The organism is Sphingobacterium lumbrici (assembly GCF_006476045.1).
In the GTDB taxonomy this organism is placed as follows: domain Bacteria; phylum Bacteroidota; class Bacteroidia; order Sphingobacteriales; family Sphingobacteriaceae; genus Sphingobacterium; species Sphingobacterium lumbrici.
On the sequence record NZ_SRZY01000029.1, the window covers coordinates 108,031 to 127,930 of the forward strand.

At 38.8% G+C, this 19,900-nt stretch carries 17 protein-coding genes and 1 CRISPR repeat array; of the genes, 6 read left to right on the forward strand and 11 right to left on the reverse strand.

From position 1 onward, the window contains the following. Positions 1 to 275: 275 nt before the first annotated feature. Positions 276 to 1,229 carry a lipid A deacylase LpxR family protein gene (locus E4F24_RS11430; protein WP_140938876.1) on the forward strand — a complete coding sequence of 318 codons (954 nt, stop codon included), beginning with the start codon at positions 276 to 278 and terminating at the stop codon, positions 1,227 to 1,229. Between the two features lie 11 nt (positions 1,230 to 1,240). On the opposite strand, the gene E4F24_RS11435 is transcribed toward E4F24_RS11430, so the two are convergent. Further along, complete coding sequence (locus tag E4F24_RS11435) at positions 1,241 to 1,804, reverse strand: DNA-3-methyladenine glycosylase I (RefSeq protein ID WP_140938878.1); 564 nt, start codon at positions 1,802 to 1,804, stop codon at positions 1,241 to 1,243. Between the two features lie 217 nt (positions 1,805 to 2,021). Between E4F24_RS11435 and E4F24_RS11440 the strand changes: the two genes are divergently transcribed. Both E4F24_RS11440 and E4F24_RS11445 read left to right on the forward strand, forming a co-directional pair. After that, positions 2,022 to 2,318, forward strand: a complete 297-nt coding sequence (locus E4F24_RS11440) for a DUF485 domain-containing protein (protein WP_140938880.1) — start codon at positions 2,022 to 2,024, stop codon at positions 2,316 to 2,318. Beyond that, the gene (locus tag E4F24_RS11445; RefSeq protein WP_140938882.1) at positions 2,315 to 4,237 is read left to right on the forward strand and encodes a solute symporter family protein; all 1,923 of its coding nucleotides are present in this window, start codon (positions 2,315 to 2,317) and stop codon (positions 4,235 to 4,237) included. Before E4F24_RS11440 ends, E4F24_RS11445 begins: the two co-directional genes overlap by 4 nt. 241 nt (positions 4,238 to 4,478) lie before the next feature. On the opposite strand, the gene E4F24_RS11450 is transcribed toward E4F24_RS11445, so the two are convergent. From E4F24_RS11450 to E4F24_RS11460, 3 genes are read right to left on the reverse strand one after another with little or no spacing between them, the layout of a single operon-like run. Then, positions 4,479 to 4,937, reverse strand: a complete 459-nt coding sequence (locus E4F24_RS11450) for a hypothetical protein (protein ID WP_140938885.1) — start codon at positions 4,935 to 4,937, stop codon at positions 4,479 to 4,481. Further along, positions 4,930 to 5,331: a helix-turn-helix domain-containing protein gene (locus E4F24_RS11455; RefSeq protein WP_140938887.1), complete on the reverse strand. Its 402-nt coding sequence runs from the start codon at positions 5,329 to 5,331 to the stop codon at positions 4,930 to 4,932. The genes E4F24_RS11450 and E4F24_RS11455 overlap by 8 nt, the downstream gene beginning before the upstream one ends. Before the next feature lie 4 nt (positions 5,332 to 5,335). Then, positions 5,336 to 5,875 carry a hypothetical protein gene (locus tag E4F24_RS11460; protein ID WP_140938889.1) on the reverse strand — a complete coding sequence of 180 codons (540 nt, stop codon included), beginning with the start codon at positions 5,873 to 5,875 and terminating at the stop codon, positions 5,336 to 5,338. Positions 5,876 to 6,326: 451 nt separating this feature from the next. Further along, positions 6,327 to 6,951: a CRISPR direct-repeat array (repeat unit 30 nt; unit sequence ACCTTAATCGCACCATACAGGAATTGAAAT). A 328-nt stretch (positions 6,952 to 7,279) separates the two neighbouring features. Between E4F24_RS11460 and E4F24_RS11465 the strand changes: the two genes are divergently transcribed. From E4F24_RS11465 to E4F24_RS13830, 3 genes are all read left to right on the forward strand, one after another. After that, positions 7,280 to 7,708 carry a nuclear transport factor 2 family protein gene (locus tag E4F24_RS11465; protein WP_140938891.1) on the forward strand — a complete coding sequence of 143 codons (429 nt, stop codon included), beginning with the start codon at positions 7,280 to 7,282 and terminating at the stop codon, positions 7,706 to 7,708. A gap of 231 nt (positions 7,709 to 7,939) precedes the next feature. Continuing rightward, complete coding sequence (locus E4F24_RS11470; protein WP_140938893.1) at positions 7,940 to 9,145, forward strand: hypothetical protein; 1,206 nt, start codon at positions 7,940 to 7,942, stop codon at positions 9,143 to 9,145. 10 nt (positions 9,146 to 9,155) lie between these two features. Next, on the forward strand, positions 9,156 to 9,311 hold the full coding sequence (locus tag E4F24_RS13830) for a hypothetical protein (protein ID WP_181182456.1): 156 nt from the start codon (positions 9,156 to 9,158) through the stop codon (positions 9,309 to 9,311). An 82-nt stretch (positions 9,312 to 9,393) separates the two neighbouring features. Here E4F24_RS13830 and E4F24_RS11475 read toward each other — a convergent pair whose 3' ends face one another. The 7 genes from E4F24_RS11475 to E4F24_RS11505 all read right to left on the reverse strand — a co-directional run bounded on the left by E4F24_RS11475 (position 9,394) and on the right by E4F24_RS11505 (position 19,862). After that, the gene (locus E4F24_RS11475; protein WP_140938895.1) at positions 9,394 to 10,077 is read right to left on the reverse strand and encodes a thioredoxin family protein; all 684 of its coding nucleotides are present in this window, start codon (positions 10,075 to 10,077) and stop codon (positions 9,394 to 9,396) included. After that, a complete protein-coding gene (locus tag E4F24_RS11480) occupies positions 10,077 to 11,135 on the reverse strand; it encodes a hypothetical protein (RefSeq protein WP_140938897.1) in 1,059 nt (352 codons plus the stop codon). The genes E4F24_RS11475 and E4F24_RS11480 overlap by 1 nt, the downstream gene beginning before the upstream one ends. A 40-nt stretch (positions 11,136 to 11,175) precedes the next feature. Beyond that, a complete protein-coding gene (locus E4F24_RS11485; RefSeq protein WP_140938899.1) occupies positions 11,176 to 12,699 on the reverse strand; it encodes a PKD-like family lipoprotein in 1,524 nt (507 codons plus the stop codon). A gap of 10 nt (positions 12,700 to 12,709) precedes the next feature. After that, on the reverse strand, positions 12,710 to 13,477 hold the full coding sequence (locus E4F24_RS11490) for a DUF4843 domain-containing protein (RefSeq protein ID WP_140938901.1): 768 nt from the start codon (positions 13,475 to 13,477) through the stop codon (positions 12,710 to 12,712). Positions 13,478 to 13,487: 10 nt separating this feature from the next. Next, complete coding sequence (locus E4F24_RS11495) at positions 13,488 to 14,921, reverse strand: RagB/SusD family nutrient uptake outer membrane protein (RefSeq protein WP_181182457.1); 1,434 nt, start codon at positions 14,919 to 14,921, stop codon at positions 13,488 to 13,490. A gap of 20 nt (positions 14,922 to 14,941) precedes the next feature. Further along, a complete protein-coding gene (locus E4F24_RS11500) occupies positions 14,942 to 18,346 on the reverse strand; it encodes a SusC/RagA family TonB-linked outer membrane protein (protein ID WP_140938906.1) in 3,405 nt (1,134 codons plus the stop codon). 163 nt (positions 18,347 to 18,509) lie between these two features. Further along, positions 18,510 to 19,862, reverse strand: coding sequence for a M60 family metallopeptidase (locus E4F24_RS11505; RefSeq protein WP_181182458.1), 1,353 nt, complete (start codon positions 19,860 to 19,862; stop codon positions 18,510 to 18,512). Positions 19,863 to 19,900 lie beyond the last annotated feature (38 nt).

The window sequence follows — 19,900 nt, forward strand, 5'->3', positions numbered from 1 at the left end:
TATTCCGGGACTGAATAAACCGGTACCGTATCCGAGTAACGTTCGCAACCTGAACGGCAGATTGTGTCAAGATATCACGATACAGGGCCCCTTCGGCCTGCAGGGCATTACCGCAAGCGCACTATATAATGAAACCTATCTATAGGAAAAAAAATAATCATACACATAAAAGCACAATTATTTGTACATTACACTCGCTTATAAGCAAAAAATATGACGACCAATTTTAGACAAGATTTTATATAACATAAAACACAACAAGTATTAACGAAGTGATGTATAATAAAGTCCTTTTAGCTATCCTCTCTCTTTTGATGACCTACTATGGTGCTATTTCACAAGAATACAAAAATGAATTTGGTATAGTAAGCGACAATGATGCCTATCTTTGGTACGGGCAAGACCGTTATTATACCAATGGCTTATTCATTTACTACAGGCGGGCTATTGACCAGGACAAGCTCAAAGGTAATCTCGAAAAATTAACCTATGAATTATCTGTCGGGCAGAAGATGTACACCCCACTATCTGGATACGGGCCCGATCCGAGAGTACACGACCGACCTTTTGCGGGCTATCTTTATGGAAAAGCACAGGTAAACCTTTTCTATCAAAAGGAACAGGTGTGGAAGGTAGGATTGGCATTGGGAACCTCTGGTCCTAATTCCTTGGCAAGTGGAACTCAAAATCTAATACACGCCACTGTAGGGTTATACGAAACAAGTGGATGGGATTATCAGATTCAGAACGAAGCAGCGGCAAATCTGGATATACAATACACGGCATTATTACACCGAAACAACGCCAAGTCAGTCGATTTTTCGCTAGAAAGTTATGCCCAATTGGGAACCGTATTCAACGGTGCAGGTCTAGCCTTGGTATTTAGAACAGGTCACATCAATCAATTATTCCACTCGTCTTATCACAATGCCCGTATCAGTCAAAACAGCAAAACGAAACAATTGTACGAGCGGGAGCTGTATTTTTATGCCAGACCCCAATTTAACTATGTGGCATACGATGCTACCATACAAGGTAGTCTATTTACAAACAACAGTCCGGTAACGTTTTCTGTTAGACCGTTTGTATTTGAACAAAAAGTAGGTGTTAATTATTCAACAGCCCGTTTTACACTCGACTACAGTCTAACCTTTCGCGCGCGGGAAATCAAAAGCAATGCCAGACCACATCAATACGGCAGCATAACAGCGTATTATCGCTTCAATTAATCAGCTCTAAACTACTTGTTAAGTAGGGCTTCTGTTAACCACATCGGTTTTACTTTTAAAATTTCGTGATGAACAGGACAGTTGTCCGAATGCGCCCCACGGAGATAACCTATACTCATCAAAAACTCGTTAACAATTTCTCCACCGGTAAATTTGAATATCTTCTTAAAAAGCTTTACCCACTCCTCTTTGGTTTTAGGGTGATGGTGTTCCAGCCATTTTTCAAAGCTTCCGTATTCCTGTTGCAATTGAAGAATTGTTTTGGCATTTTCTATCGCTGCATTCACTTTTAACCGATTCCGGATTATGCCGGGGTCGTTCAATAGGCGCTCGCGATCCTGTTCGGTATAGGCCGCTACTGCCGCAATACTGAAATTATCATACGCTTTCCGAAAACTAGCTTCTTTTTTCAGAATAGTTTCCCAGCTTAATCCCGCTTGGTTGATCTCCATAATCAAACGGCCAAACAGTTCATTATCGTCATGAATAGGATATCCATAATGATTATCGTGGTAGTTTTTGTGGAGGCTTCTGCGTGGCTCAGCCATGCCCGGTATATATTCGCAATAACTCATGTTTAATTCTATTGTATTTGTCTGCTTACTGATTAGACAGCATTTGTATTGTGTAAACGTACGTATGTACCATCATATCTCAAACTTAGAAAAAATTTGCGTTTACATACAATTATAGACAAACTTATCTCATTTTTGGTTATTATTGTATAAGGATCTACCGTATAGGTTTAACATGCTGTCGATACCCGTTTATAAACCTTCCAAACATTTTGTTATGCACGTTAATAACACACACGAGGAAAAAGAAAGCCTCACCAAACGAAAGTCTACCTTGGGTATACGTTTATTTTTTATTTATCTTTTCTGCTATGCAGGTTTTGTCGCTATCGGCGTATTCCAGTATGAGCTGTTATCAATTCCGGTACTCGGTGGACTTAATTTAGCTTTAGCCTATGGAATCGGATTAATCCTATTTGCCGTTATTCTAGGTATCGTATATAACTATTATTGCAGTAGATACGAAGATGAAGCCGATCAGGATACCGAAGTTGAAAAGGGAGGAACGGCATGATTTACGACATTTCCTACACTGCATTATTCTTTTTCTTTGTTTTTGTCGGGTTGGTTATCGGTCTTTCGTTTTATTTTGGAAGAAAGGCCAGTTCATCCTCTTCTTATTACGCAGCCGGCGGAAAGATACATTGGGCTGTTAATGGGATCGCCTTTGCCGGAGACTATCTGTCGGCGGCATCTTTCTTAGGGATATGTGGTATGATTGCTATATCAGGCTTTGACGGATTTCTATATGCTATTGGCTTTCTGGCAGGTTGGATCGTAGCCTTGTTCCTCATTGCCGAACCCTTCAAGCGCTTGGGAAAGTTCACCTTTACCGACGCGCTAAATGCAAAATTTAATTCACGAGCAATAACCTTGTCTGCATCGGTCAGCACATTGATCATATCGGTATTCTATCTTATTCCCCAAATGGTGGGCGCCGGCGATTTAGTCATGCCACTCCTCGGCTTACCACATTGGGCCGGTGTGATACTTGTCGGGGCGATTGTGATCATCATCGTTGCCAGTGCGGGCATGGCTTCTACAACCTATGTCCAGTTTTTAAAAGGTGGCTTGCTAATCGTGCTCTCCGTTGTACTCACCTTTTTCATCTTAAAAAACGGACTGACGCTAACCCCTGATTTTAAAGGAGAAAAATACCATAGTTTTATGGAACTGACACCTCAGGTGGACAACGGCAAGGTGACAGATGTCTCCGGTTGGGAGATTGTTACCCAGCAGGCTGTTGGCAACAAAACATTTGTAAAACTTTCACAAAACGGGGTTGAAAGATGGTTTGATTTCACACAGGACGACAATAAACCCTTACTCAAGGAAACCCTGACCGTGACACAACTTGCCAACGGGCAACAGCTGTACAACGGAGAAGCTCGGGAGAAACGTCGTTTCTACCAAGTAGGAAATATGAGCAAAATCGTGGTTAATGGACAAGAGGTCGATAAAACTGGACCTCTCGGCCCTTTCGAATTTCTATCTACACTGCAAGAAAGCGAAATCGTCCGGTTCCTTCAGGTGAAATTTACAGACGGTAGCGATCAGGTATCGCTCTATTATCCACAGGTTACAGCAGGTAAAACATTTATGCTTCCCGGACTCAAATACAAAATCGGCCGCGACGCAAATCTGTGGAGCAAACTGGATTTTATTTCACTGATGTTAGCCCTATTTTTGGGTACAGCCGCCCTGCCGCACATCCTGATTCGTTATTACACCGTCAAAACACCGCGTGACGCACGTAAGTCTACTATTTTAGCTATCGCAGCCATTGGTGGCTTTTATATCCTTACCTTGTTTATGGGACTGGGAGCTGCCGTTAACGGTGTTTTAGATGTAGAATCGAGCAATATGGCTGCGCCGTTATTAGCACGTGCATTCGGAGCTGCATTATTTTCGATTATATCCGCTGTAGCTTTCGCCACCGTACTCGGTACCGTAGCGGGTTTGATTGTCGCGTCCTCCGGGGCGATAGCACATGATTTTATTGATATCTACCTCAAGCGAAATCTGAGCGATAAGAAAAAAGTAAAAGCCGGAAAGATTGCTGCCTTCGCTGTCGGTATTTTCGCTATTCTTTTGGGGATGGCATTCAAAGGAATAAATGTCTCTTTCCTGGTCGGTTGGGCATTTGCCATCGCAGCATCGGCAAATTTGCCAGCCATCCTATTCTTACTTTTTTGGAAAAGAACTTCGGAAACCGGAATAGCAGCCTCTATCATCGTAGGGATAATAGCCTCTTTAGCCATTATTCTTACCTCTCCCACCATGTGGGATCGCTACGGATTAGACCCTGCAAATGCAATACATCAACTGGAAAATCCGGCCTTGATCTCATTTCCACTTGCTGTCTTGACGGTCTATATGTTTTCTATATTATATCCAAAACGACAAAAAGATACCAGTCTGGCAGCTGGTTAAATTAGTAGGGTTCTTCCATATTTGTCCAAGATAAATATGGAAGAACCTATAAGATCATTTGCTAGCTTCCTTTTATTGCAACTCCTATAGTTTCCAACCATTTTTTTACCTGATCCGCACTTTCGCGGCTTACCAAAATTTCCTCGCCCGACGCTATACCCTCTTTCAGTATGATTCTCATTTTACGGCTAGGTAGCATCTTCTTGTTTATGTTCGGGCAAGTGGGATAGTTGGTTCATGATTATTTCTTTGCATTATCCTGTAGGCCCTTGCGAGGATCTATAACCGGCAATATAATACCATCTAAGGAGGTATCTCTAAATTTATCCATTAGTAGCCCTCTAGTAGTTGAATAGGCTATTGCCTTTATGCTATCCGTCAAATTCTGATCTATTTGGAGAACATCATTTTCGTCTATGTGGTGTAATTCTTCAAAATTTTGAACAACAAAAACATATTCGACTGCAATCACCGCTTTTGCCACTACAAAATCATCAAGAGAAGCCAATCTTGTAATAGATATATCAAGTCTAGTTTTTATTAATTTGTTATCCGTATTAAAACTAAGTTCAGCTTTATTATCCATTACAAATTGAACTTCTTCATCAGAATTATCAGTCTCTTGAATGTCCTCAATATTCAGCTTCAATAATTTATATGAAGCAAACTGGATAAGCTCAGGCTTAAATAAACTATTCATTGACTACTGTTTTATAATCTTGTGAAAACTTAATGCCAGCGATAGGTACAATTTTGCAACTAGTTTTAGAGGTTTTAGTTTCCCAACTTTCTGCAGGGGCTTTTACAAAATCATGATCTATATGTTTGCGCTTTTGAGGAACAGTAATCAATTGTACTCCCAATTCTACCTGCAATTTACACAGGGATTTAAGCGTAAAGTTATGACCACCATTAAGCCACTTAGATATTTCCGATGGTCTTTTATCTAGCTTTTGTGCCAAATCACTTTTTGTCAAATCCTGATCAACCAAAGCTTCACTAATCCGCACCATTAAATCAGCATATATACTAGAAAATAATTTGATATCTTCTGGTATATCATGCAGCATATTTTTTACAATCTGACTTTTCATAAAATTACAATATCAATTCGTCGTCACCGTATTCATCTATCAGTTCCGAATCACTTATAGACAGAATACCATCTCTCAATGCATTTTTTATTTTATTCGTATAGGTTTGGGCTTCATAAAATTTCATCGAAAGATCTTTACTATCTTGTGCACTTTGAGAAGTTTTCATCCCACCGTTATATAATACAACAATATTCTCCAATATCCTATAGCAATACAGTCTAAGAGGAAACCCCGGATAAAAATTATCTATTTGTAAAACACCATTTACTTGTCTTCCGCTTATATAGGGCAATGCCTGTGCCTCTTTTTCAAATCGATTAAAGAAAACTTCCTTTGCTCCGTGCACGTCTGCTATCTCGTTAACGACAAACTGCAATAAAAGTTTAGTAGCTCCCTCCAATTCAGCATTTCCAAAACTCCCATATTTTTCAAAGAAACGATCTGCCTCCGTATATGCATCCGGATTATCCACGTCCTTTCTGATTGAATAAATCGTACATTCGTTACCACGATACCATTCTTCTATAACAAATGTACTCATAATTTATTCATATCAAAATTTAATTTCACTTATAAGTGAAAAGCAATTCTTTTTTTACAGAAATACAACATCGGTATAAGATAAAACAAGCAGAGTCATAATTCGATTTTGTATACATCAAGTTATTATTACCAAATATAGTAACCAGAAATCAGATAAGCTAATAAATTTAGCAAAATTATAAACCCTATGCTGTCTCGGTTATTGCCAAAATATCAGATCCGTCTATCCGTGCTTTTTTAGCAATGAAACGGTTGGGGCAAAACATAAAAAGTAAATAACTATATGCGACCGATAGACAATGGAAATACCCCGATTTCGTAACTACTTTTTTTGGGTTTTGCCGACACCTTTTTCTGAAATTGTGATCAGTAATCTGCTAAAAGTAAGCACAGTTTGTGAAATACCAATCGTTATTTCACGTCCTCGTGTGTTCGCTGTTGTATAACTAACCTTAATCGCACCATACAGGAATTGAAATAAATAATGTTCCTACACAGGAGGGAGATTGGATCTGGACCTTAATCGCACCATACAGGAATTGAAATAACCTCGTGTCCTTTATTCCTAAACGCGTTAGCAACACCTTAATCGCACCATACAGGAATTGAAATTTGCTAAGGCAACCGGGGTAGGCGTTTTAGATCGGTACCTTAATCGCACCATACAGGAATTGAAATTTGGAACAATCTCACTTATAATGAAGGAATGTTGGAACCTTAATCGCACCATACAGGAATTGAAATTTGCAACAAACACAACATTGAGCCTATGCAGTACATACCTTAATCGCACCATACAGGAATTGAAATAAGGTAGTTGTTGCGGAAAATGTAAAAGGCTTGATGACCTTAATCGCACCATACAGGAATTGAAATAAACGTTCACGATTATCAAGTTGACTGATGAACGTGACCTTAATCGCACCATACAGGAATTGAAATTCTGTGACCAATCCGATATATCTCTCACGACCTTTTACCTTAATCGCACCATACAGGAATTGAAATCGTGTTGATTGCTACGAAAAACACCTGCAGAAAGCCACCTTAATCGCACCATACAGGAATTGAAATTAATACTCCTTGTAGTATTATAGTATTAACTGTAATTGTGAGCCAATTGGTATCTCAGACTGCTTCGTCATACTTCCTCGCAGTGACGAAGGGAATACTTCCCTTGCCTACATTTGAATCTAGTGATGCAACCATAGCGTGACCTTTTACGTCTTTAGGACATGAAAGGTTTAGTAGATGCTTCCGTATATTTTTCACCGATTCTTTTTCGGGATTTACCGAATAATTGGAGGTGCTGGTCTAATCGCCATTCCTTAGTGGGGATTTCTACCCTACTTTTGAACCATACAATACGACATAACAAATTTAAAACATAAAAACTACTGACATGAAAACAACCATCATCACCACCATCGCAACAGCTCTTATCTTATTTGCCTCTTCTATGGCATTCGCTGCTGAGAAAGTAAACCCGCTAAAAAACATGAACACAGGGGCCATTATTGCGGTCTATCTAGACGCCACAGCACTGGGCAATGTTGAGTTTAACGAGCGACTATTTGCTACCGATTTCGAATACCACAACACCGCAAGCGACAGCAAACACGGCAAAAAGGCATATACGAAATTCTTAAAAGAAAACAAAGGATTGCAATACAACTGCAAAACGACTTACAAAATACTGGATGAAAGTGGGAAATCTTGTATAGCGAAAGCTACAATGGAGTTCGAGAATTTCACCCGTGTAGACCACATTACACTGAGCAACACCAAAAATGGCTGGCAGGTAAGCAAAGTGGTAACGACATACCCCTAAAACCGGGTATTTTTGTTTCTTAGGGATCTATATGTTTCAAAGGTCCTAAGGATTATCTAATGATAATTCAACCTAGGCCTGCAGGAGTGCAGGCCTTTTTTGGGTTAATACATCTGGTTTACCCAGCCCGAATAAGTGTAAATATCTTACAAAAGACGTTTTTTTAAAAAACATACATTTTTCTTAACTTAGGATTAGTTATTAACTGGAAATCAATTATCTAAAACACACATGAAAGTAGAAAAATTCATTATTTTGATTGTAGGACTATTTGGGAATCTATTCGCTTTTTCTCAGACTGATTCTTCAAATATGGACAATATCTATGTTGGCTTGCTAAGTCAGAACGTAGACAAGAGTGTATATACTGCTATGCAGAATATCTGGTTTGCGAATGAAAAAATTTCTTATCTAGCGATCCCTATTCCCGGAAAACCTCAATATCTTGAACGTGTTAGTCCTACGTTAAGAGACGGAGAAGGAAGGAATGGTTACATTTTCGAAGGTAATATATATCATCAAACTCCAATAATGATGGGCAGAAACCATGGCAAGCACTTTTGGCAAACATCTCGATTGACATTTGACTATGGTTTTAATGTGAGGATGACAAAGGATGGCTCTAGTCCACTTGTCCCGAACAACAATATTTTTGGACTCACAGTCGACAAAATAATCTGGAATACGGAATCTAAATTTCGCATTATATATGCTGACTCAACGCTACCTTTTCAAAACTGGGAAAAACTTGACAAACCGCTGAGCACGCTTTCTTTGAATGTTACCGCTCACCATTTCTCCAATGGACAGCCGGATGGCTTCTTCTATACGGAATCAAATGATGAGACTACAGATCGTAGAAACGACTATCTAAAAGGAGATTTCTCTACAAATTATATACAGACAGGGCTAACGTACTCTCATCTTTTTAGATCCCGAAATATGTTTTCTGCAAAATTAGCGTATCAACACGATGCTACTTGGTTTGGCCCGTTCAAATATTCAGATGAACAACGGAATGCCTACGGCACAGATCGAATAGTTGGATTTTTACAATTTAGAAAACTATTCAATGTATTAAAAAACAGGAAGGTAATAGACGCTATAGAGAAAACGCCTTCTGGGGAAAGGCCAATAAAAGTTCGTCCATATAATAACAGAGAGTTAATCACACGTCTAGAGTATGAATATATTTTCGGTAATATGACCAATTATCCGCATGAAAATAAATACAGAATGAATAATAGTCTCTTTATCAAATACACGCAACAAAACTGGCGGGCATTGGGTATAGTCGCCAGAATACACTACGGCCGGGATTACTCCAATATTAGATATGATTCACCGATATGTATGTTCCTGATTGGTGGTAGCGTAGATTTTAATAAGTTTTTTATTCCCTTGTCGTCTGGTAGAAGGTTTTCGTTGATTGATTAGTAAGTGCATTATGGGCGATGAGACATTTTATGATCGCTATCTACTGAATAGGTACACCAAGCGGTCCCAACTCTCTCCGAGAATAGTCGGCTATACGCTAATTGATATCTGGGATGAGTTTGGTCTAGGGAAAGGTACTGGAGACAGTACCTATATTATAGACTGAATGTAAATGGTGAGAAGGATCCTGGAACATTCGTTCCAGGATCCTTCTCACCATTTACAAAAACAATCAGATGATAATTATTTCATTGAAAAATAAAGTCCATCTCTGGTAAATATCCGTTCTTCTTTTTCAATTCTACCTTAAACTTCTCAAAATTAACTTTTGAAAGTGAAGTGGAAAGTAAACCTTTACTCTGCATCAAATGATCAAATTTATTTTCGGCACAATCGAATCTAACCAGTATTAAATCTTTAATTCCTTCTTCAAAATATGCCTTTTTTAATGCTGACAAATAGGTATTGTAATCACTGTCCGATTTCGTTTTCAGATACTTTCTCTTTAGCTTATCTAACGAATTCGTATCTGTCATAATCCCCCTAACAATATTAAGCCATTTTTCAGCATCCATGGTTGAACCTCTTCTATCCATTACTTCTCCTTCGTTATTTATAAAAAAGAAGGTTGGATACGAATTGACATAATACATATTCCTGAACTCTTCCGCTGCAACACTTTCCATATCGAATTTTATCGAAATGAAGTGATCATTAAAGTAGTCTCCGACTTCTTTCAACACGAAAATATTATCAGTCATGTATTTGCATGGTCCACACCAGACCGTATAACAATCTACAAAGACACTTTTTTTTTCTGCTTTAGCTAATGCCAACGCTTCTTTGTAACCTATATTTTTAAAATTGATACCTTGTGCGTTAACCATAAAGGAAGTACACAGCATCAAAACGAATGCTATTATGGTTCTCATTATATATTTTTCTTAAAATAGTCATTTAATCCTGTTTCAAAAGCTGTTATATACTGCTCTGGCATCCCTTCAATGGATTTGAAGAATTTGATCATATAGTTTCTATCAGCCTCTTCAAGTGAGGCCACCTTCTCCGCGCTTAGATAAGAGGCTATTCCTTCGTAAGCGGACTCCTTAGCACCTTGGAACTGCATATTCCTCTGATTGAATAACTTGAAAGCGATATTTATATAATGACTACTTGCACTATTATCATCTACTATCGCTAACCAGCTAACAATCGGCCCGGCTATTTGAATAGGATCTTTCCCTTTACCTGAAACATATTCTAATGCATAGTTACGAATTGATTGTGCGATGACCTTATCCAACGATGATTTACCAATGTAACTATTCGCTATGTATTTATCACTTAAAACGGCATAAAAGATCCTTGAATTTGCCTTTCTCATTGCAATTTTCAAGTATTTCCATGATTGCTCAGAGTACTTGTCCACAGGCATAAATGCGTAGAGATAGGACTCTACAAAATCTGTCAATTGGTCATATTTTAACTCTCTATGCAATACTTCGGCATAGTCACAGTAATTTTTGAACGAGTGGTCATTATCAAAAGCTTCTTTCTTTACTTTAGCTGAATTGTCCGGATCCATCACCACTTTGGTCTTCTCAATGAAATTATATGCTTCTGAGTATCCCGAAAAACGACTTATCTCAGCTCCTTTTGAATCCAGTATGATGTAAGTAGGCAATACGCTAATTCTATATTCTTTCAATACACTATTGTTGGAAATATCCGCAACATCGACATTCACACTCGTAAAGTTGTCGTTAACAAAATTAATCACCTTGCTTAACCTGAAAGTTAAGTTGTTCATCTTACTTGAACTTTCCTCTTTACTATTATTGACATAAAGTAAAATTGGAGTGTTCTTTTTATTGCTTTGTGCAATTGCAGTGTTAAGATCTTTCGAATAGATAATGGTGCTTGCTGTTTGTGCATAGGTTATATAGGACACAAAAATGCTTAAGGCTAAAATCAATGATATTCTTTTCATTATTCTCTATTTAATTATATGTTATTAAGAATTTAAAAATTTAATACGTAAATGGAAAGCTCGTCCCCATTATAGCTGGAAACACAAACGCAATATCCCCAGCTATCCCCTGACCGCTCAATATTTTTTCTGGCGTGCTACTTATAGGAAGACCAAGTGTATTTAATGGATAAAAATAAATTTTATAATTCCCGTCGATGCTTGTGCCAATCAATAGATAATTATATCCATTCATGGGATAGGTTAAATGTTTGATAAAGGTAGGCGTTTCTCCTGTTGGGATTTTTGCGGTGGTCATTTCGCTAGTCCCGGGAAAGCCGGCGACGCTCCTCGTGTATACATTCGTGCCGGAAATAAAGTACATCATTTTTAAGGCACTATGATTTAACGTATAAAAACTCGCTGTATTTGCGGGATCATTGGCATCCAACTTATCCACCATTATCTTGAGTCTCCGCGTACCTTTTATTTCCGCAATTAATTTTTCACCTGATGTCTTATTTTGCATGACTGCATAATAAGTATCATCAAAGACCGCCTTTGCTCCCCCGAACAGTAGCTGCATGTTATTATTTTCTACACTTAATTCATTGCTTGGGTCATTTTCCGTTGGGGCCAGATATGAACCATTTGTTGGGAGATCAAAAAATGTGCTACTCATTTCATCAAACCCCATAGGTGTATATATCCCGTTACAAAATATAAATTTAGACAGTTTATAATCTGTAAAATCGCTCTTAGTAAGCTGTGGTCCAAACCTACTTAACAGCGAGCTATAATTGAAAAAGAAATAGGCCTTACCTGCATTTGTGATATATTGACCACTTCCTGTCGCAAAGTACATACCTGGCGCAGGTACACCTGAAGGAGCCTCTTGATATAGCTGATCATAGCTGTTTAAAATTTTGCCTGTCGATAATTTAATGGCGACCGCATCCGTATTGGTATTCGGCACGATTACAACCGTTTTTTCAAAGGAATTATATTGTGGTATGAATCGGTTAGGATCTGAATAATTATTATTGACACCTATCCGTTCGGCAATATTTCCGGCAAGCTTCCTCCCGTTTATTCCAAAGATGACATTTTCCGATTTTTCTCCAGCCAAATTAAAATAGTCCATATCCGAACTATCACGGTCACTTTTCAATACATACCAACCATTATTCAACGTAGAGGATACTGTCAATTTGGATGTGTGAAATGCGGCTACACTTGTCGTCTTATTAAACACCTTAAAGACAAGTGTGTACTCTCCTGACTCCAGTGCCACCGGGTAATTCAATAAATCTTTCTCTCCTGTCCCTAGTGTATCCGCAAGCTGGTCTCCCAGCGCATTATTGTACACATAATAACAAAACTCCAGATCTGGATTCGCTACATTGGTTTGCACGTCGGGCGTGATATTCAGCAAATCTTTAAATTGGATAACGGGATACTCCTTTTCTATACCTAGAATTGAAATCTCCTCGGATTCCGAATAATCATAGTTACCAATGTCCTTGGTGCAGGAACTGGATACAGCTACTGCTATATATATTAATATTAAATAAACTCTTCTCATCGTCTAAAACTTAAAATGTAACTACCCTGTTATTTTCGTCCATCAAAGGGGCATCTCCCTTATCGATATTTTCTTGGTTCGTATTGAACTCGTGCAACAGCTGTCTCAATTTCCCCTGCCAGTATAAATTCATCGTGACATCCGTCTTAATCACGTTGAAATAAAGCTCATCCCATTCCATACCTGTCTGTTGCATCATAAAACGATGTTTAACCCGGCTATAGGTACCATAATACCCTACGACCCATGAGCTCGGTACAATCAATACATCGGCTATTATTACTTTCCGCCAGTTCAACCTCGTATCTCCAATTTTAAAATTCTCATTTTCAGCAATCTTAAACCTAAGTTGATAATCGCTCTCTGACAGCGTAGCATCTTTAAGAAGGACAACGGGAACCTTTACATGAGCTTTATTGGCCGGTAATACATATAAATGCTTGATCGACGGATCGTCAAAAGGTACAAAGTGTATCCCTGGAATAGCGTTTTCTACCTCATTTACTTGTGCCTGTTTTAATTGATAGGCCCTGTCTGTACTAGCGACATTGCCCAGCAGATAGAGATCAAAATACAGGGTATCCCGTTCGACATCAGCCGGTCTGGTCAAAAAGGTAAAAGCTTTAACTGTATCATGCAGATTAGCCGACGTGTTATACATCTTGTCCGGCGTAGGTCCAAACTGTAACCTTGCATCATCTTCAAAGTGCAAGTAACTATCTTTACGGCAACTGCTGAAGAGCAGTAAAACCGCGAAAAAGGAATATAATACTTTCATAACGTTAAGATTATTTCTTGATTTCTGTTATTGGTAAAGGCAAAATATAATTGGGCAGCAAGGAAGGATTTGCAAACAGGATGTCAACCCGAGGTGAGTTATACCTTTTATAAAGATAAAATAGCTGTCCTTCCGCATAAAACTCTTTTCTGAACTGCAAAAGTATTTCTTTTCTTAAATCAACTTCGTTTTTGAACACGGGTCTTGCATCTAATGATCTAACTTCCAAAAACTTGTTATACAGAAGTTGCGCCTGACTGGTCGGACCACATTCGATTGCAATCAAATACAGTTCGCTTAACCGTATCATAGGTATCTGCCGGTTCATTCCCGATGCTTTATATTTATTCGTTGTATATCGTGTACTTGCATCACCTAATGTCTTCAGCTCCCATTGATTCAGTTCGCGAATATCCTTCCCTGTATTTCCAAACAAGGTTGTTTTTATATTCGTACTATTTGCTCCCTTATATAGATTTGCATTCGAGAAATACTGTGTAAACTTATCCGACAGGTTATAGTCAAACAGACCAAAGATCTGTTCACATACCAATAAATTATCTGATTTGTCGAGCAATGCTTTACGGATACCGCTAATATCAAACTTAGCTGTTCCATTTTCATTTTTCGCATTGATCACTTCCGTAGCTGCCTCATAGGCTAACTCCTTGTCACCATACCACACCGCAACCCTAGCTTTAAGGGCATGTACCGCATAATAATTCATTTTAACTGTCCGGTTTGCAAAGAAATCATCTAACTCTTTTATTTGTGCAAATTCGGTAGGCGTTCTAAGGGCTTCTATGGAATACTGCCTAATAGGATCGTTACTTAGGTACTTTTCAGCTTCGGTAATATCTTGGTTTATCGCTACTCTGTATTCCTCAAAACTAACAGGCATCTGAATCGAAGAAGTGACCGATTTCATATAAGAAAGCTTTGCCCCGGCACCTTCAGGCAAAGAAGGTATTGGTCCGAAAAGGCGCATCAAGTCAAAATGTAAGTAAGCACGCAAAGCAAAACATTCTCCTCGAATTGCATCGTACAATCCAGGGGTTTTTATTACGTCCTTATTTAATTCAATATATTTCAGAATATTATTCACATTGGCAATCGCATTGTACAGCTTACCGTATATTTGATCGACTTGACCGGTCACGCGTGAATACTGATGAAGATGAAATCCCTCCTCAATAGAAGATGCCGTCACATCCCATAAGCTAGCCATGTTATCGATATAACTGTAGCTTAGGTTTGCCCCATACAGCCCCCCATCTTTCATAAGAACGTACACCCCAGCTAATGCGTCCTTGATACCTAACTCTGTTTTAAAGGTTTCGTCTGCAGACATCTCTGTGTCTGGTGTTACTGTCAACCACTTATCACACGAACCTAAGCTTAGGCATGAGGAGGCAACAAGCAGTGACAAAAGATATTTTTTCATACTAATTTGCTTCATTTTGATTAGAATACTAGATTAAAATTAAGACTAAACTGTCTCGCAAAAGGATAAGAAATCCCTCTTTCCTGCTTGATAGTAGAGATATAAAACACATCGGAAGTACTGGCAGCTACCACACAGTAATCCATGCCTAGATTCGTCAAAAATTTAGGCTTGATATTATATTGAACTGTAATATTTTGACACTTAAACAGGTTTTCTTTTTGTACGAACCTTGACGTTTTATTCGTCGGTGTAAAGTCATCAAGGCCTTTAAACATGGCTTGATCGCCTACATTTTTCCATCGCTCATAGTAGACTCTTGAGTCTACATTCCAACGTATAGCTTCTCTTCCGACCTCGACTTTACTCGCTAGTGTACTGTTGTATACATCCGCACCAATCCGATAACCAAAAGATGCATTAAGTGTCAATTTCTTATAACGCAGCAAAGTAGACACATTACCTTCTATTTGGGGTTCATTCACCCCGGTCGAAACTACATCATTTCCATTCCAAACCAATGTTCGCTCTCCAAACCTATTAATAAACACCTCTCTTCCATCAGCTGGATTGATACCTGCTGACTTTACTGCCCAAATCGTATTGCTCGAATAACCCGGGATGTACTGTTTATTAGGGTTAACCTGATCTGTAGACTCAAGGGCTTTCTGTGCATTTAGCAAAGCAGGTGAAAGTTCAAGCATCTTATTCTTATTATGAATAGATGCAGTACTAATGGACCAATATAAATTTGGGTTGTTGACCACCTGAAAGGACATTTTTAACTCAAAACCTGTATTTTGAAGTGATCCAATATTTTCAATGTAGTATGTAAACCCATTTGCTGCCGGTGATGTAGCCGATGAAATCAGACGTTCAGTCTTTGCACGATACAAATCTAGATTCACACTTACAAAGCCTAAAAACTTAGCGTCAAGTCCGAGATTAATATCTCTTTTCTGTTGCCATTGTAAGTTTTCGTTGCCCAAGGCCATCAAATAGCTGGCATTCGAGTTGTAATACCTATCATTTAAGAAGTACTTGTAGGTCGGTATTGCTTGATAGGCTCTGAAATTTTGAGATCCTGTCGTACCGACAGATCCTCTCACTTTCAACTGATCCAACCAATCCAGCTCCTTCATTATGCTCTCGTTATGGATATTCCATCCAATACCAGTGGACCAGAATGGTGCAAAACGTCTCTTCGATCCAAATTGCGAAGAACCGTCAATTCTCCCGGAAAGGTCCATGAAGAATCGGTTATCGTACGAATAATTGACGGTAGAGGTCATCCCTATCGCTCTAGTTTCTGATTCTCCCCCAGAAGGACGGCCATTCTGCTGATATTGCATAGCATTGGAGATATCATCTAGCCTTTCATTCAAGAAACCTTCGGCCTTAACGCCCAAACCGCTATACTTACTCGTCCTGATGTTATAATCCAGACCTGCAGAAATCACGTTCTTACCGATAGATTTGTTATAGGACAGATTGATGCTTCCCTCCATTCCAAACGTTTTCGTTAATCCATAAGCATAGGAACCTTTACGGTACATATCCTCCTCTGCATACCCCGCAAAATCAGTATGATCGGCAGGTTTGAAGACATCTGTTTCGGAGATATTTTTCGTAACGCCCAGGCGTGCTCTCATATTCAGGTTGTTCATGATGCTATAGTCCATCATAAAGTTATTATTGATAGCCAAACCATTACCTTTATCGAAAGCATTCAATGTGGTATTGTACAAAGGGTTTACAGGCAACTGCCCCCATCGGTAGATATAGTCATATTCTCCGGAATTACCTAAATATTTCAATACGTTTCCATTCAGGTCATGCGTTCTCCAATACGGGTTCATCGATGCGTATGTTCTAAACTCGCCATACTGGGACTCTTGCTGATTATTTGATGTAAGCATGAAATTATTCGAAAATTTAACCTTATTCATAAAATAAGAAAAGCCTAATGAACCATTCCAGGTATCTCTGGAAGAGCCTTTCATCGCTCCTTTAATTTCATTATACTGAACAGATCCCGAATAACGAAAAACCTCATCCCCTCCTTCTAACCTTAGATTCTGCTTATGTCCTACCCCTACCTGCAGCGGCTTAGAAAGCCAATAGGTATCCACACCGCTATTCACCTCATTCATCAGGTAGCTATAGTACCGTTGCAAATGCCAGTCAGCCTCTGGATTATTCGGTCTTCGATACAACCCCACACGATCTTCCAACAACAACTTATCTTTAGCATGCAGTAAATTATAAGCGGTTAAATCCGCGGCCTCCACGCTAACATCACTCCTATAAGAAATCCTCAACTTACCGGGCATCGGTGCTTTCAAGGTGATCACAATAACGCCATTCGCTCCTCTAGAACCATATATTGCCGTAGCAGACGCATCCCTCAAGATCGTCACCATGTCAATCTCATTTTCGTTCATATCCATCAGTCGCTGTAAAGAAGCCTCGAAACCGTCAATGATGACTAGAGGTGTATTGAGTGCTACATTCGTCATATCTTTCAACTCGTTGACGTTGGGGACACTATTTGTCCCGCGGATTTGAATTTCGGGTAATTTGTTCGGATTGGATCCAAACACATTACTTTCGATGATATTCATTGTAGGGTCTATATTGTGGATCGATTGTAGGATATTCCGAGTCCCGGCACTTCTTAATTGATCACCTGTTATTGTAGAAGCAGATCCCGTGAAAGTGCTCATTCTCTTATTAAAAATACCAGTGACTACTACTTCTTCTGTAGTAAGCTGATCCTTTTCAAGCTTGACGATAATTTCAGAAAAGTCTTTAACAATTACCTTTTGTGTCTTAAAACCGAGAAAAGAAAACAATAAGACATCTCCTTTTTGGACAGCAATCGAGAATAAGCCATTATTATTCGTCACCGACACATTTCCCGTGAAGCTATTATCCAACTTGACAGTGACTCCAGCCAATGAAACTCCATTATTATCGAGTACTCTTCCATTGATTTTTTCTTGCTGCTGCAGCTCGGCCGCTTTTATCTTGGCTTCATCCTTCTTCGGCACAATCGTAATGGTCTTATCCACTATAGAATAGATAAAAGGCTGATGCCTGAATAGAATAGTCAATGCTTCGTCAACGCTTTCATTTTTGAAATCAGCGGTTATGAGGTGTGCCTTTTTCAAAAAAGAACTGTTATACAAAAATGCATAATCGCTTTGTCTACGAAATTCCTTAATTACCTTTTCAAGCGAGACATTTTTAACCGACATTGAGATTTGTTGGGCTTTCACATTTGCAGTAACCTGGAAGCTGAAAACCAAAATCAGAATGGTGATAAGTTTCATAATTATTAGGACTCTAAATAGTTCGCCGAAAGATCGTTGTGGCTTACCAGATAAAGCCACAGACTCTTTGGCATGAAAATATAAATTCATACATTTGTTTTAAGTTGTTTACTGATAGTATTAATTACGTAACGGTTTTTTTTATCTGTAAGCTTAAAATTTAGGCCGGAGATGTTGTCGCATCTTCGTCCTTCTTTAAGTTACTCTTTGGTTAATTTCTGATCATATGCATCCTCCTCTTAGTTTTTGATTTTTATTCTCTTAATGTTGCCGGATTAATGGTTGGCTTAGGCAAACCAAGGGCAGCCATCTCCGGATATACGCTTTCTACTCCAACCATCCCCCACTCCTTAAAGAAGTCAGTTAAATCATGTCCCGAAATGGTACAAGCCTTTAGCATGAAATATCTTTTCTTCAATAAATCGGTATGATTATTAGGTAGTTCCTCTCTGGTTTGCTTATGCAATGTCTTATAAAAATTGTCTCCATAGGCCAATGTCAGTTGATGAAACATGGCGAGCTTATCCACATTATCTTTATCAAAATCTCGGTCCGCTAGATTTTTATTCATATATGTATCGATATTATCCCATGCATTGTCTTTCTTATACCTCGGAGTCAATCCTAGCTTTTTCTCTGTGTATAAGCTATAAATATTCACTGTTACCTCCATCATTCCATTCCATAAATAGGCATTTTGCTGGTGATGGTGTCCTAACTCATGCCAAGTCCCCCAGCCACTTATCTCTGTTGCACTAGCAATTAATTGAGCCGCGTCGGTTTTCCTATAGATGGTACCGTAATTCGTAGCCGCCATATAATAGTCATCGCCATCATACTCTGTCATTAAATGATTATGCACATTTTTAATGTGTTTTGGTGAGGAATCATCCAGCCCACTGATTTCTTCTTCGTAATTCCAGATCCTGTTCATGACATCAAGCATGCCGTTCTGGTTCTCTTTTACCTTATCGTATGCCCTATCTCTGTTCATCACAATCATTATTTTATCTTTATACATTACGACATCAGGAACCTGATCAAATTCAACAAGCATTTTACGCCAAATGTCATTTGTCGTCTTACCTCCTTGAAAAAATGGTGCAGGTTTCAGGCCGTTGACAACAGAAACAATACTCTCACTCCCGTCACCTTCATAACGAATAAAAAGAAGTCCTCCTTTTCCTGTATTAATGGTATTGTCCCCGACCACCAGCGAGATGACCTGAGGCTGATATGTATATGGTGGCTGTGTTATTCTTTCCCGATTATAAGTTCCAATGATTAAAACCGGAGTTGTGTTCCCTTTTAGTCTTTTAACATTAACTTTAAACTTAGAATTTGGAGTAGCATACCATCCGATAGGTATAAAATCGGATGGGGCAAAAGACTGGTTTAAACGCACTTTTTCCGATTCGGCAGATGTTTTACCTTGAACAACAAAACTACTATCAACATGATCATATATCGGATTACGTGGGGGCAATACCTGTTCCTCCCCGTCTTCCGCTGGATCCGAGTTAGGAGTATCTCCCTTACTACAGGCAACGAGGCTGAATAGAACAGCTAAACAGATAGGTAAAAAATTTAAAGCTAAGGTTTTCATACTTTTGTTCATATTAGATTCGTAAAATTTGAAAAAAA